Genomic DNA, 13621 nt, shown 5'->3' on the forward strand with positions numbered 1-13621 from the left:
AGAATCCGGCGCATCCACGCCAAGGACTGGATGGTACGGACAAAACCGCATGCTACAGTCCCGGTCAACAGGCCTCTGGCGGCGGGAAACGGAGCAATCCACGAAATTCGTCAACCATAAGAAATAGGGGAAAGTGTAAACCCATGAGCAAGAACTATCGCATTCTCGATCTCATCCGGCGCAACCGTTCGCCGCTTGAAAATCACCTCATCGACGGCCTCGTCGACGGCAGGCTCAGCCGCCGCGATTTCGTCCGCCATGGCAGCCTGCTCGGCCTGTCGCTGCCGCTGCTGGGCCGTATCGGCATGGCTGCCGGCCTTGGCGGCATGCCCTCACTGACGCGCGCCGCGGGCGCGCCCGGCGCCACGATCCGCGTCGCCAGCAGCGTGCCGGCGGCAACGATCGACCCGGTCACCATCGCCGATGCCGGCGGCCTGCTGGTCATGCAGCAGGTTGCGGAGTTCCTCTGCGTGGATGGACCCGACCTCGTGCTGCAGCCGGCGCTGGCCGAAAGCTGGAAGCCGAACGACAACGGCACGGTGTGGACCTTCAAGCTGCGCAAGGGCGTGAAATTCCACAGCGGCGGCGAGATGAAGGCCGACGATGTCGTGGCCAGCATCGACCGCCTTGCCGACCCCGCCAATTCGTCCAACGCACTGTCGGTGTTCACCGGCATCCTGCAGAAGGGCGCCACCAAGAAGGTCGACGACTACACGGTGGAGTTCCATCTCGACGCCCCGAACGGCAACTTCCCCTACATGGTGTCGTCCGACAACTACAACGCCGTCATCATCCCGGCGAGCTACAAGGGCGACTACGAAAAGAGCTTCGACGGCACCGGGCCGTTCAAGATCGAGAAGTACACAGCAAAGGTCGGCGCATCCTTCGTCCGCAACGAAGACTACTGGGGGCCGAAGGCACTGCCCGAGCGCACCGAGTTCACCTTCTTCGCCGATACGCAGCCGCAGATCCTGGCACTGCAGGGTGGGCAGGTCGACATCATCAACCAGATGCCAGTGCTGGCCGGCGTCGCGCTGCTCAACGATCCGAATGTCGACATCATCAGCCTGAAGTCGGTCGCACACCAGCAACTGCATTTGCGCTGCGATTCCGATCCCTTCAAGGACCCGCGCGTGCGCCGTGCCATCGCGCTCAGCCTCGACCGCGACAAGCTGGTTGCCGGCCTGATGAAAGGCCGGGCTTCACCGGGCAACGACAGCCCGTTCGCACCTGCCTATCCCTCGACCGATACGAGCGTGCCGCAGCGCAAGCAGGATATCGCGCAGGCCAAGCAGCTGATGGAAGCGGCCGGCGCCGGCAAGGGCTTCAAGGTGACGCTGACCACCGAGCGCTACCTCGAAATCCCCGAATACGCCCAGCTCATCCAGAACTGGGTCAAGGAGATCGGCATCGAGCTCGAACTCAACATCCTCGACCAGGGCGCCTATTACGGAGACGCGGTGTTCGGCAAATCGAACTGGCTGGATTCGGTGATGGGCATCACAGATTATGGTCACCGCGGTGTGCCGAACGTGTTCCTTGCCGCGCCGCTCAAGAGCGACGGCACCTGGAACGCGGCGCACTTCAAGAACAAGGACTACGACGCACTCGCGACCAGCTACATCGCCGCACTCGACCTCGAGGCGCAGAAGGCGACGGCAGGCAAGATCCAGAAGCTGCTGCTCGAGGAAACGCCCGTCATCTTCGGCTATTTCTACGACTACCTGACAGCGACGGCGAAAGGTGTCACCGGCGTGCAGCCGACCGCGATGTCGCAGCTGTTCCTCGACAAGGCATCGAAGGCCTGAGCCAGAAGGGAAAGCCAATCCTCTAACAGCCAGCTCCCTCATGGGGGCTGGCTTCACAAGGAGTGTTAGCCATTCTCTCCTTCTTTGTCCGGCGTGTCTCTCTATCGCTCGTCACGCTGTTCCTGCTCAGCATCATGGTGTTCCTGGGTGGCCAGGTGCTGCCCGGCAATGTCGGGCGCGCCATACTGGGCCCGTTCGCCGATCAGCGCGCGGTCGACGCGCTCAATCATACGCTCGGTGTCGATCGACCGCTGCTTACCCAATATGCGACCTGGATCTGGAACTTCGTCCGGGGCGACATGGGCACGTCCTATATCTTCCGCTCGCCGGTAGCGCCCTTCGTCATCGATGCGCTGGGCAATTCGATGAAGCTGGCGGCGGTCGCCTTCGTGCTGGTGGTGCCGATCGGCATCCTCGGTGGCGTCGTTGCCGCGCTCAATCTCAACCGCCCGCTCGACCGCATCATCAGCCTCGGCGGCCTATCGGTGACCGTCTTGCCCGAATTCGTCACCGGCATCATCCTGATCCTGATTTTCGGTGTCTGGCTGCGCTGGCTGCCGATATCGGCCGCATGGCCGCGTGATGCCGGCTTCTTCACCCAGCTCTATTATCTGATCCTGCCTTCGCTGCCGCTGTTCCTGGTGCTGTTCGGCTACATCGCCCGCATGGCACGCTCCGGCATGATCGAGGCGCTCGATTCCGACTACACGCGCACAGCCGTGCTCAAGGGCCTGCCGTGGCGCACGGTGATCTGGCGGCATGTGCTGCGCAACGCGCTGTTGCCGACCATCACCGTCATCGCGACGCAGACCGGCTATCTCATTGGCGGCCTCGTGGTCATCGAAACGCTGTTCCGCTACCAGGGCATCGGCTCGCTGATCTTCACCGCGGCGCGCGGCAAAGATTTCCCGATGCTGGAATCGGGAATTCTCACCATCGGCATCGTCTATGCCGTGGCGACACTTGCCGCCGACTTTCTCTATTCCGTGCTCAATCCGCGCATCCGGCTGGGGTCAGATCAATGAGCGCCATCCCAACCAGCTCCCCGACACCCGACGATACGCGCCAGCGTGGCCCGCTGGCGGAGGTGTTGTTTTCGCTGCTGCGCTCCGGCACGTTCCTCACCGGTCTTGTCATCGTGCTGTTCTGGGTGGGCTGCGCGCTTTTCGGCGAGCATTTCGCACCCTATGATCCGCTTGCCGACGACATCATCAACGCGCTGGCGCCGCCTTCGGCCGCGCACTGGTTCGGCACCGACCAGATCGGCCGCGACGTCTTCTCGCGCGTCATCGTCGGTTCGCGCGATATCCTGACCGTCGCGCCGCTGGCGACCTTGCTGGCGGCAGTGGCCGGCACGGCGCTCGGCCTCATCACCGGCTATTTCCGAGGCATCGTCGACGATGTCGTCAGCCGCATCCTCGAGGCCTTCATGGCGATCCCGGTGGTCATCGTCGCGCTGCTGGCGATCGTCGCGCTCGGCACCTCCAAGACGACCGTCATCGTCGTCATTGGCCTGAGCTTCGCGCCGATCATTGCGCGTACCGTGCGCTCGGCGGTGCTCGCCGAGCGCGAACTCGACTATGTCGCCGCCGCACAGCTCAGGCACGAAAGCGCGCTGCATACGATGTTCGTCGAGATCCTGCCCAACGTCATCCCGCCGATCCTGGTCGAAACCACCGTGCGGCTCGGCTATGCCATTTTCGCGGTCGCCACGCTTTCCTTCATGGGCTTCGGCATCCAGCCGCCCTCGCCCGACTGGGGGCTCTCGATCTCCAGCAATTACGGCATGATCGGCGGCGGCTTTTGGTGGACGGTGCTGTTCGACGCGCTGGCCATCGCCTCGCTGGTGATCGGTGTCAATCTGGTGGCCGACGGCGTTCACGGAGCGCTCAATGACTAAGTCCGTCACCGCCGAAAACGCGCTCGAGCTCGCCGATCTGTCGGTCGCCTACCGCGTCGCCGGGCGCAACCGCGCGGTGCTGCGCAATCTCAGCCTCACCATCGGCCAGGGCGAAGCCTATGGACTGGTCGGTGAATCCGGGTGCGGCAAATCCACCGTGGCTCTCACCGTGGTGCGCTATCTGCCGAGGAACGGCTCGATCACCGGCGGCGCGATCTCGCTCGACGGCCAGGACGTCATGAAGCTGGACGCCGAGGCGCTCAGGCGAGCGCGGGCCGAAAGCGTTTCCATGGTCTACCAGGATCCGGGCAAGGCGCTGAACCCGTCGATCCGCATCGGCCGCCAGTTGACCGAGATTTTCGAGCTCGGCGGCATAATGGGACAGGCGGCGCAGGACCGCGCGATCGCCATGCTGAACCGCGTGCGCATCTCCGATCCGACAAGCGTCATGCAGCGCTACCCGCACCAGCTCTCCGGCGGCATGCAGCAGCGCGTGGCGATTGCGATGGCGCTCGCCAACGATCCATCGATGCTGATCCTCGACGAGCCGACCACCGGCCTCGATGCGACAGTGGAGGCCGAAGTGCTCGACCTGATCGCGCAGCTCAGGCAGGAACTGTCGGCCTCGATCCTGTTCATCAGCCACAACCTCGCGGTTGTCTCCAACATGTGCGACCGGGTCGGCGTGCTCTATGCCGGCATGCTGGTGGAGGAAGGGCCGACGGAGGTCGTGTTCAACGATCCGCGCCACCCTTACACGGTGGCGCTGCTGCGCTGCCTGCCGCGTGGCGGACAGCGCAAGGACCAGGGTCGCCTCGACACCATCCCGGGCTTCCTGCCCGGCATCGGCGCCGCCATCAAGGGCTGCGCTTTCGCAGACCGCTGCGCGCTCGCCGATGACCGCTGCCGCACCGAATCGCCGCCGCTCTACGATCTCGGTGGCAGGCTGTCGCGCTGTCACTATCACGAAAGGGCGCAGGCGCTGCCGCGCGCGACACCGAGCAATGTCGCGCCTGCACCAAGGGCAGCAGCGGCACCCGTGCTGCGCGTCGCCGGGTTGAACAAGACCTATGCCAGCCACGGCCACGCACTGCGTGCCGTCAAGGACGTGTCGCTCGATCTGAGGCCCGGCGAAACGCTCGGGCTGGTCGGCGAATCCGGCAGCGGCAAGACGACCTTCGCCAGGCTGCTGCTCGGCCTGGTGCCACCGGACGAAGGCGGCACCATCGAGCTGGAAGGCAAGGCGCTGGCGCCGCGGCTGGCAGACCGCAGCGACGATCAGATCAAGGCGATGCAGATCGTCTTCCAGAATCCGGACTCGGCGCTGAACCGCTCGCATTCAGTCCGGCACCTGATCAGCCGCGCGTTGAAGCGGCTGGCGGGCTTGAGTGGCAAGGCGCTGGAGGCTCGCCTCAACGACCTCGTCCGCTCGGTGCGGCTGACCGACCGGCATCTCGCAGTCAAGCCACGCCAGCTTTCGGGCGGGCTGAAACAGCGCGTCGCCATTGCGCGCGCCTTCGCCGGCGACCCCCGCATCGTCGTCTGCGATGAGCCGACGTCGGCGCTCGATGTCTCGGTGCAGGCGGCCATCCTCAACCTTCTCGCCGACCTGCAGTCGAAGGAAGACGTCAGCTACATCTTCATCTCGCACGATCTTGCCGTGGTCCGGTACCTCTCGGACAAGATCGCCGTGCTCTATCTCGGTCGCATCATGGAGTTCGGACCATCGGAAGACGTCTTTTCCGGTCCGCACCATCCCTATACGGAAGCGTTGCTGTCGGCCGTGCCCAGGCTCGATCAGACCGAGACGGCGCGCATTCGCCTTGACGGTGAAATCCCCAGCGCCACCAACCCGCCGTCAGGCTGCGTGTTCCACACGCGCTGCCCGCGAAAGATCGGTGCGGTCTGCGAGCAGCAGGAGCCGCCGCTGAGCGAGGCGCAGCCTGGCCATTCGATCCGCTGCCACATCCCCTATGGGGAGTTGGCGAGGCTGCAGAAGGCGGTCGTGACCGAACCGGCATAGCGAGCATCGCCATCGAAGGCTATTTCTGAACATCAACGGACTATCTGTCCGCTTGCGCGGAGTGCGCTTGATCCAAGCACAGTTCAGCGCATACCCTCCCTGAGCCAAGGGAGGGCTATCGATGGATCTTTTCAAGCTGGACGGCGACGTCGCGCTGGTCACCGGCGCCGGCAGCGGCATCGGCCAGGCAATCGCGATCGGACTGGCCGAGGCAGGTGCAGACGTCGCCTGTTTCGGTCATGCATCGAAGGGTGGGTTGGACGAAACCGCGCATCGGATCTCGGCACTCGGCCGCAAGGCGCTGGTGCTGACCGGGACGGTGACGTCGCAGAGCGATCTCGCGGCGGCGATCGAGCGCGTCGAGGCCGAACTCGGCGCGCTGACCGTCGCCGTCAACAATGCCGGCATTGCCGGCTCGGAACCCGCCGAGACGCTGTCGCTGGAGAAATGGCAGAAGGTGCACGAGGTCAATGTCGCCGGCGTGTTCCTGTCGTGCCAGGCCGAAGCCCGCAAGATGCTGGCGCGACGCAAGGGCTCGATCATCAACATCGCCTCGATGTCGGGAACCATCGTCAATCGCGGGCTGACGCAGGCGCACTACAACTCCTCGAAAGCCGCCGTCATCCACATGTCGAAGAGCCTCGCCATGGAGTGGGTCGACCGCGGGTTGCGGGTCAATGTCGTCAGTCCTGGCTACACGCTGACGCCGATGAACAAGCGGCCGGAGGTGGCGGAAGAAGTGAAGATCTTCAAACGTGACACGCCAATGGGACGCATGGCAGCGCCGGAGGAGATGGTCGGGCCGACGGTGTTCCTGGCCAGCCGCGCATCGAGCTTCGTCACCGGCCTCGACCTGATCGTCGATGGCGGCTACGTCTGCTGGTAGGACGGAATGCTCAAGCGGGCAGGATGTCGGGGACTTCGCCTGCAGTCTGAAATTATCCATCTCGCGAGGCGTTAGTCGTTGCGTGGGATGAACCTTGGTATATATAATTTCATCCCATGAAACGGTTTCGCAAGATGGGGCTTGCCGAGGCCGATAGCCGAAATCGTGGGACCTTGATGGCTCGCAAATTTCAGAGCGCCGCAGCGCCGGCAATCCATCCATGGATGACTGCTTCGGCAGCAATCCTTCGGCAGCCATGACGCGGCCCCTTCGGCACGACATCACCACCTTCGAATTGAGCACCATCGCGCCTGCGCCGGCTTTTAGCCGCTGCATGGCGACAACGGCCTTGCGCAACGACCAGCCTTTCCAACACAATCAAGAAAAGCCGCAAGAAGGGAACGAACGACAACTTTCACACAGCTTGAAGGAGAACAAGCATGTCATTTCGCAGCCAGATCTCGAAACTGTCTATGGGCGCCGTCGCGCTCGCGACGCTCAGCCTGCTGACACCTTCCGCCCAAGCCGCCGCGCCCGAATCCAATGACCCGATCAAGATCGCGCTGTTCGACTGGACCAGCGTCAACCTGAACGCCAAGATCCTCGGCGGGATCCTCGAAAAGCTCGGCTACACGGTGGAATATCCGACCGCCGACTACCTCTCCAGCCTGACCACGGGTCTCACCAATGGCGACCTCGATGTCGGGCTGGAATTCTGGGACACGACCGCCGGCGAAGCCATGAAGGCGTCCGACGCCACCGGCCAGACCGAACGGCTCGGCAAGCTCGGCCCGAAGGCCAAGGAAGAGTGGTGGTTTCCCGAATACATGAAGGAAAAATGCCCGACCTTGCCGGACTGGCATGCCTTGCTCGACGCCACATGCGCGGCGTCGTTCTCGACGGCGGAGACCGCGCCGAAGGGGCGCTATCTCGGCGGCCCTGTGACCTGGGAGGGCTTCGACGACGAGCGTGTCGCGGCGCTGAAACTACCCTTCACCGTCATCCATGCCGGAACCGACGCGGCGATGTTCGCCGAACTAGATTCTGCCTATCAGCGCAAGGCGCCGATCATGCTGTGGATCTATTCACCGCACTGGGCGCCCGCCAAGTACAAGGGCGAATGGGTGCAATTCCCTGAATACACGCCCGAGTGCTACAACGACCCGAAATGGGGCGTGAACCCGGACGCCAAATATGACTGCGGCAAGCCGCATGGCGAGATCTGGAAATACTCCTGGTCCGGTATGAAGGACAAATGGCCGGTCGCGTACAAGGTGGCGAAGAATTTCACAATCGACACCGACGAGCTCAACAAGATGAGCGGCGAGATCGACCTTGACGGCAAGACACCGGAAGATGTCGCCGCCACCTGGATCGCCGCCCACGAGGCCGACTGGAAAGCCTGGGCGCAGTAATCGACCCGACTGGAAAAATGAGACCTGGCTGTTGACCAGCCGGGTCTCAATTCCTGGTATTCCAGAAGGACGATTGGATGACGGATAGGACTGAACAGGGGGCGGACGCAGCGGGCACGCCAAAGGATGCCCGTCCAATAAAACTTGCCTGCCGCAATGTCTGGAAGCTGTTCGGATCGAACGCGGCCAATTTTATCCGCGAGCGCGACGGCAAGGCCAGCATGGCGGAGGTTGCTGCTGCCGGACTGGTAGGCGCCGTGCGCGCCGTCGATCTCGAGATCCGCCAGGGCGAGATCTTCATCATCATGGGCCTGTCGGGGTCCGGCAAATCGACGCTGGTGCGTTGCATGTCGCGGCTGGTCGAGCCGACGCATGGCAAGGTCGAATTCGAAGGCAAGGACCTGCTGAAAATTTCCGATGCGGCACTCATCGAACTGCGGCGGCATCGCATGGGCATGGTGTTCCAGAATTTTGCCCTGCTGCCGCATCTCAACGTGCTGGAGAACATTGCCTTCCCGCTCAGCATCCAGGGGCAGGACAGGCCGACACGCGAGGCGCGGGCGCGCGAGGTCATCGATCTCGTCGGCCTGCGCGGCCGCGAGCAGTTCTATCCGCGCGAATTGTCCGGCGGCCAGCAGCAGCGTGTCGGCATCGCCCGCAGCCTCGCCACCAAGCCGGAGATCTGGTTCCTCGACGAGCCGTTCTCGGCGCTCGATCCGCTGATCCGGCGCGAGATGCAGGACGAACTGATGCGACTGCAAACGATGCTGCACAAGACCATCGTCTTCATCACCCATGATTTCGACGAGGCGATCCGGCTGGCCGACCGCATCGCCATCATGAAAGACGGCGAGGTCATCCAGATCGGCACGCCGGAGGAACTGGTGGTCGATCCGGCGACCGACTATGTCGCCGAATTCACCCGCGACGTCGACCGCGCCAAGGTGATCTCGGCGCGTGGCCTGATGCGCGCCTGCGATGGCAGCGACCATGGCGGCACGGTAGCGCCGGATGCAAAGATCGCCAGCTTCTCGGCCAGCATCGTTGCCGCCGGCAAGCCGTTCGCGGTGGTCAACGGCACCGGCAAGCCGATCGGCGAGGTGACGCCGCAAGCGGTGATCGATCTGCTGGCCGGCATCGACCGTTCCGGAGCCGGCGCATGACGGCGACGGCAAGCGCCAGCGAGGCAAGGGGGCGCCCGGTTCAGGTCTGGCTTCTGGTCTGGACCTTGGCGCTTGCCATCGTGCTTGTCACGTTCCTGCTGCAGGACAGCCTGCTCTGGGCCGTCAATTATCCCGACAGCGCCGTTGTGCCGGTCGCCGACTGGGTCAGCGCACTGATGCGCTGGATCAAGTCGAACCTGTCCTGGCTGACGCGCTCGATCACCGCGGTGCTCGGCGTGCCACTCGACTTCGCGCTCAATCTGTTGGCCAAGAATTTCAAGTTCGGCCATGGCGCCGATACCGTCATCCTGCCTCGGCTGTCCTGGGTCGGTGTGTGCGCTGCCGCCTTCCTCGCCGGGCATGCCGTTGGCCGCCGGAAGCTCGGCATGCTGGTCGGCGGCTGTTTCCTCTACATCGCCCTGTTCGGCCAGTGGACCAGCGCCATGCTGACGCTGGCGCTGATTTCCATCGCCGTGCCGTTCTGCATCGTCACCGGGCTGTTCGCCGGTATCTGGGCCTGGCGCAAGCCATGGGCGGAAAGGCTTATCATCTCGCCAGCGCTTGATCTGATGCAGACGATCCCGACCTTCGCCTACCTCATCCCGATGCTGCTGCTGTTCGGCAACAGCCCGGTGTCGGCGATGATCGCGACCGCGATCTTCGCCACGCCGCCCATGGTGCGGGCGACGATGCTGGGGCTGTCGCGCGTCCCTTCGGAAATCGACGACTTCAGCGAAATGGCCGGCTGCACGGCGCGGCAGAAACTGTGGCGGGTGCTTTTGCCTTCGGCACGGCCGACGCTGATGGTCGGCGTCAACCAGGTGATCATGCTGGCGCTCAACATGGTCATCATCGCCTCGATGATCGGCGCCGGCGGCCTTGGCTACGATGTGCTTCTGGCGCTGCGGGCGCTGAAGGTCGGCGAGGCAATGGAGGCTGGGCTCGCCATTGTGGCGCTGGCCATCGCGCTCGACCGGCTAAGCCAGGCCATCGCGCACAACAACGCGAAGGGCCATGTCCATCAAGAAACCAACCCGGTGTTCTGGCGGCGCTACCCCAATCTGACCCTGGCTATCGCGATCCTTGTCGTGACAACACTGCTCGGCCTGTTCGTACCGGCCTTCGCGGCGGTGCCGAAGGCGATCACCTTCACCACCGCGCCGCTGTGGAAAGCGGCGGTGAACTGGGTGACGATCAATTTCTTCGACGTGATCGAGGCCTTCCGCGTGGCGCTGATCCTCAATGTACTCAATCCGGTGCGTGCCTTCTGCGAAGGGTTCCCATGGCTGGGCGCGGTGTTCCTGCTCGGCCTTGCCGGCTATCAGCTCAGCGGCCTGCGCCTGGCCGCCCTGGTCGCCGGACTGACCGCCTTCTGCGCGGTGACCGGCCTATGGGAAAAGACCATGGCGACGGTCTATCTCTGTGGCATCTCGGCCTTCATCGCGTGCCTGATCGGCATTCCGATCGGGCTGATGGCCTCGCGCAGCGACCGGCTCGAGAAGATCGTCACCCCTGTTATCGACACGCTGCAGGTGCTGCCGTCGTTCTGCTTCATCATCCCGGTGGTGATGCTGTTCCGCGTCGGCGACGTCACCGCGATGATCGCCACCGTCGCCTTCGCCGTGGTGCCGGCCATCCGCTACACCAATCACGGCATCAGGCAGGTGCCGCCGGCGCTGATCGAGGCGGCCAAGGTTTCCGGCTGCACGCCGAGTCAGACCTTCTTTCGTGTGCAATTGCCGCTGGCGCTGCCGGAGATCATGCTCGGCGTCAACCAGACCATCCTGATGGCGCTGGCGATGATCATCATCTGCGCCATGGTCGGCACGCGCGATCTCGGCCAGGAGGTGTTCATCGCGCTGTCCAAGGCCGATTCCGGCCGCGGCATCGTCGCGGGCCTCGCCATCGCCTTCATCGGCATCGTCGCCGACCGGCTGTTCAACGCCTGGACGGCGAAAGCACGGGCGAGATTGGGGTAGTCTGAGGCGCGACGGCTATTCCGCCGCCACCCCCTTGACCTCGAGATAAGACTCCATCGAATCGTCCAGTGCCTGCAGCCACGGCGTGTGGTGCAGCGGCGCCATCGTTCCGGTCATCAGCGAGCGGTAGGCATTGTCGCGGAAGCCCATGATGTTCTCCGCCTTGTGGTGCTCCCACTCCATGAAGGTCCGGTTGACCGCTTCGACATCGAAACCAGGGTAGTCGGTCTGGTCCATCAATTCCTTGGTGTAGTCGCCCTGGAACCAGATCATCTGCTCGGCGTCTTCCAGCGTCTCCTCGCGCGCGCGCCACTTGGCGCTGTGCTCGGCCATCGCCTTGGCGGACGGTAGCTTGATGCGGCCCATGATGACGTCGCGCGCGTACCAGGCCTGCGCGTCGAACATGTTGAAAGTGTAGAACTGGTCCTGCATGCCGATATAGAACAGCTTCGGATTCTTCTCCCAGACGACGCCCTCATAGAGGTCCAGCGGCCACATGCGGTTCGCGGTCTTGAGTTTCAGATCGTCAGTGAGGAAGGGGAAGGAATGCAGGTAGCCGGTGCATAGGATGATGGCGTCGACATCCTTGGTGGTGCCGTCCTTGAAGTGGGCCGTCTTGCCGACGACCTTCTGCAGCAGCGGCACCTCTTTCCAATTCTCCGGCCATTTGAAGCCCATCGGCTTCGAGCGGTAGCTGGAGGTGATCGATTTGGCGCCATATTTGTAGCACTGCGAACCGATGTCCTCGGCCGAATAGGAGCGGCCGATGATCAATATGTCCTTGCCCTTGAACTCCATCGCGTCGCGGAAATCATGGCTGTGCAGGATGCGGCCGTTGAAAGTGGAAAAACCTTCGAAATAGGGAACGTTGGGCACCGAGAAGTGCCCGGAAGCGACGACGACATTGTCGAACTCTTCCGAATAGGTCACGTCGTTGGTGCGGTCATGCGCGGTGACGGTGAATTTCTTCGTCTCGTCCGAAAACGTCACCATGCGCACCGGGCTGTTGAAGCGCACCCATTTGCGCACGCCCGACTTTTCGACGCGGCCCTTGATGTAATCCCACAGCACGGACCGTGGCGGATAAGAACCGATTGGCCGGCCGAAATGCTCCTCGAAAGTGTAGTCGGCGAATTCCAGGCATTCCTTTGGCCCGTTCGACCAGAGGTAGCGGTACATCGAGCCGTGCACCGGGTCGCCATGCTCGTCGAGGCCGGTGCGCCAGGTGTAGTTCCACAGCCCCCCCCAGTCGGACTGCTTTTCGAAGCAAACGATCTCGGGAATCTCGGCGCCCTTGTCCGCCGCCGACTTGAAGGCTCTGAGCTGTGCCAGGCCGGACGGTCCGGCTCCGATGACGGCAACGCGACTTTTCATTGCAGGCCTCCCGGTCTCATTTCCCTAACGAAACAAATTTCACTCACAGGACAGTAATTGGCCCTTGCGTGCTGTCAACAGCCTGCGTGCTGAAACAGCGTTCCGCCAAGGCGGATTTGCCGCAGAAATCGAACGCGGCCAAACGCAGGATCACGAGCATGCGCCCCCAAGCGGCTTGCCGTCGCAGTTGCGCTCCTGTATCGGCACCGAATATGTTCACCTCGGGTGAAATAAATCTTCAAAGTCCGGGGTGGCGACATGGCGAAAAAAACTTCCGATCCCAAGGCTGGCGCCAACCCTGCCGGTGCAAAGGCAAAGCCGCTGCCAAAGGTCTCGGTGGATGGCAAGACCATCCGAACACCGCTGACGCAGAACCCGCACGCCATCCGCGACACCCGCGAGAAAGTGCTTGAGGTGGCGATTGGCCGCGAGGTGCGGGCGTTCCGCAAGAAGCTCGGCATCACCGTCGCCGACCTTGCGGTCGCGACCGACATTTCGCTGGGCATGCTGTCGAAGATCGAGAACGGCATCACCTCGCCGTCGCTGACCACCTTGCAGGCGCTGTCGCGGGCGCTCGGCGTTCCGGTCACCGCCTTCTTCCGCCGCTTCGAGGAGGAACGGAGCGCCGTCTTCGTCAAGGCCGGCGAAGGTCTCGATGTCGAGCGTCGCGGCACGCGTGCCGGCCACCAGTACAATCTGCTCGGCCATATCGGTTCGAACACCAGTGGCGTCGTCGTCGAGCCCTATCTGATCACGCTGACCGAGGATTCCGATGTGTTTCCGACCTTCCAGCACGAGGGCATGGAGTTCCTCTACATGCTGGAGGGCGAGGTCGTTTACCGGCATGGCAGCAACCTCTACCCGATGAAGCCCGGCGACAGCCTGTTCTTCGACGCCGATGCGCCGCATGGGCCCGAACAACTGACACGACTGCCGATGCGCTATCTCTCGATCATCTGCTATCCTCAGAACAGCGCGGGCTGAGTTGCCAATCTCCCCCTCGTGGGAAGGGCAATCGCATAGGAGGCCGGGGCTTTCGCTCTACGATTTGCCCCCACCCCTAACCCCTCCCC

10 protein-coding genes are annotated in these 13621 nt (G+C 63.3%); 9 read left to right on the forward strand and 1 reads right to left on the reverse strand.

From position 1 onward, the window contains the following. Positions 1 to 143: 143 nt before the first annotated feature. From BLS48_RS07790 to BLS48_RS07825, 8 genes are all read left to right on the forward strand, one after another. Positions 144 to 1808 carry an ABC transporter substrate-binding protein gene (locus BLS48_RS07790; protein WP_091576503.1) on the forward strand — a complete coding sequence of 555 codons (1665 nt, stop codon included), beginning with the start codon at positions 144 to 146 and terminating at the stop codon, positions 1806 to 1808. Between the two features lie 71 nt (positions 1809 to 1879). Further along, positions 1880 to 2833 carry an ABC transporter permease gene (locus BLS48_RS07795; RefSeq protein ID WP_091576893.1) on the forward strand — a complete coding sequence of 318 codons (954 nt, stop codon included), beginning with the start codon at positions 1880 to 1882 and terminating at the stop codon, positions 2831 to 2833. Further along, positions 2830 to 3708: an ABC transporter permease gene (locus BLS48_RS07800; RefSeq protein WP_091576505.1), complete on the forward strand. Its 879-nt coding sequence runs from the start codon at positions 2830 to 2832 to the stop codon at positions 3706 to 3708. Before BLS48_RS07795 ends, BLS48_RS07800 begins: the two co-directional genes overlap by 4 nt. Then, positions 3701 to 5731 carry a dipeptide ABC transporter ATP-binding protein gene (locus tag BLS48_RS07805; RefSeq protein WP_091576506.1) on the forward strand — a complete coding sequence of 677 codons (2031 nt, stop codon included), beginning with the start codon at positions 3701 to 3703 and terminating at the stop codon, positions 5729 to 5731. The genes BLS48_RS07800 and BLS48_RS07805 overlap by 8 nt, the downstream gene beginning before the upstream one ends. 121 nt (positions 5732 to 5852) lie before the next feature. Next, entirely contained in the window at positions 5853 to 6617 is a 765-nt protein-coding gene (locus BLS48_RS07810) for an SDR family oxidoreductase (RefSeq protein WP_091576508.1), read from the forward strand. Positions 6618 to 7057: 440 nt separating this feature from the next. Then, complete coding sequence (locus BLS48_RS07815) at positions 7058 to 8032, forward strand: ABC transporter substrate-binding protein (protein ID WP_091576509.1); 975 nt, start codon at positions 7058 to 7060, stop codon at positions 8030 to 8032. A 77-nt stretch (positions 8033 to 8109) separates the two neighbouring features. Then, positions 8110 to 9195, forward strand: coding sequence for a quaternary amine ABC transporter ATP-binding protein (locus BLS48_RS07820; protein ID WP_091576511.1), 1086 nt, complete (start codon positions 8110 to 8112; stop codon positions 9193 to 9195). After that, positions 9192 to 11174, forward strand: a complete 1983-nt coding sequence (locus BLS48_RS07825) for an ABC transporter permease (protein ID WP_091576513.1) — start codon at positions 9192 to 9194, stop codon at positions 11172 to 11174. The genes BLS48_RS07820 and BLS48_RS07825 overlap by 4 nt, the downstream gene beginning before the upstream one ends. A gap of 15 nt (positions 11175 to 11189) precedes the next feature. On the opposite strand, the gene BLS48_RS07830 is transcribed toward BLS48_RS07825, so the two are convergent. Beyond that, positions 11190 to 12548 (reverse strand): NAD(P)-binding domain-containing protein, encoded by a 1359-nt coding sequence (locus BLS48_RS07830; protein WP_091576515.1) that lies wholly within the window; start codon positions 12546 to 12548, stop codon positions 11190 to 11192. Between the two features lie 258 nt (positions 12549 to 12806). Between BLS48_RS07830 and BLS48_RS07835 the strand changes: the two genes are divergently transcribed. Then, positions 12807 to 13532, forward strand: a complete 726-nt coding sequence (locus BLS48_RS07835) for a helix-turn-helix domain-containing protein (RefSeq protein WP_091576517.1) — start codon at positions 12807 to 12809, stop codon at positions 13530 to 13532. Positions 13533 to 13621: the final 89 nt, after the last annotated feature.

The sequence above is a fragment of the Mesorhizobium qingshengii genome (genome assembly GCF_900103325.1).
In the GTDB taxonomy this organism is placed as follows: Bacteria; Pseudomonadota; Alphaproteobacteria; order Rhizobiales; family Rhizobiaceae; genus Mesorhizobium; species Mesorhizobium qingshengii.

What these genes read in the sequence shown, in the direction of transcription:
- BLS48_RS07790 (WP_091576503.1), top strand. Translation starts at nt 144, where the DNA reads ATGAGCAAGAACTATCGCATTCTCGATCTCATCCGGCGCAACCGTTCG.
- BLS48_RS07800 (WP_091576505.1), top strand. Translation starts at nt 2,830, where the DNA reads ATGAGCGCCATCCCAACCAGCTCCCCGACACCCGACGATACGCGCCAG.
- BLS48_RS07805 (WP_091576506.1), top strand. Translation starts at nt 3,701, where the DNA reads ATGACTAAGTCCGTCACCGCCGAAAACGCGCTCGAGCTCGCCGATCTG.
- BLS48_RS07810 (WP_091576508.1), top strand. Translation starts at nt 5,853, where the DNA reads ATGGATCTTTTCAAGCTGGACGGCGACGTCGCGCTGGTCACCGGCGCC.
- BLS48_RS07815 (WP_091576509.1), top strand. Translation starts at nt 7,058, where the DNA reads ATGTCATTTCGCAGCCAGATCTCGAAACTGTCTATGGGCGCCGTCGCG.
- BLS48_RS07820 (WP_091576511.1), top strand. Translation starts at nt 8,110, where the DNA reads ATGACGGATAGGACTGAACAGGGGGCGGACGCAGCGGGCACGCCAAAG.
- BLS48_RS07825 (WP_091576513.1), top strand. Translation starts at nt 9,192, where the DNA reads ATGACGGCGACGGCAAGCGCCAGCGAGGCAAGGGGGCGCCCGGTTCAG.
- BLS48_RS07830 (WP_091576515.1), bottom strand. Translation starts at nt 12,548, where the DNA reads ATGAAAAGTCGCGTTGCCGTCATCGGAGCCGGACCGTCCGGCCTGGCA.
- BLS48_RS07835 (WP_091576517.1), top strand. Translation starts at nt 12,807, where the DNA reads ATGGCGAAAAAAACTTCCGATCCCAAGGCTGGCGCCAACCCTGCCGGT.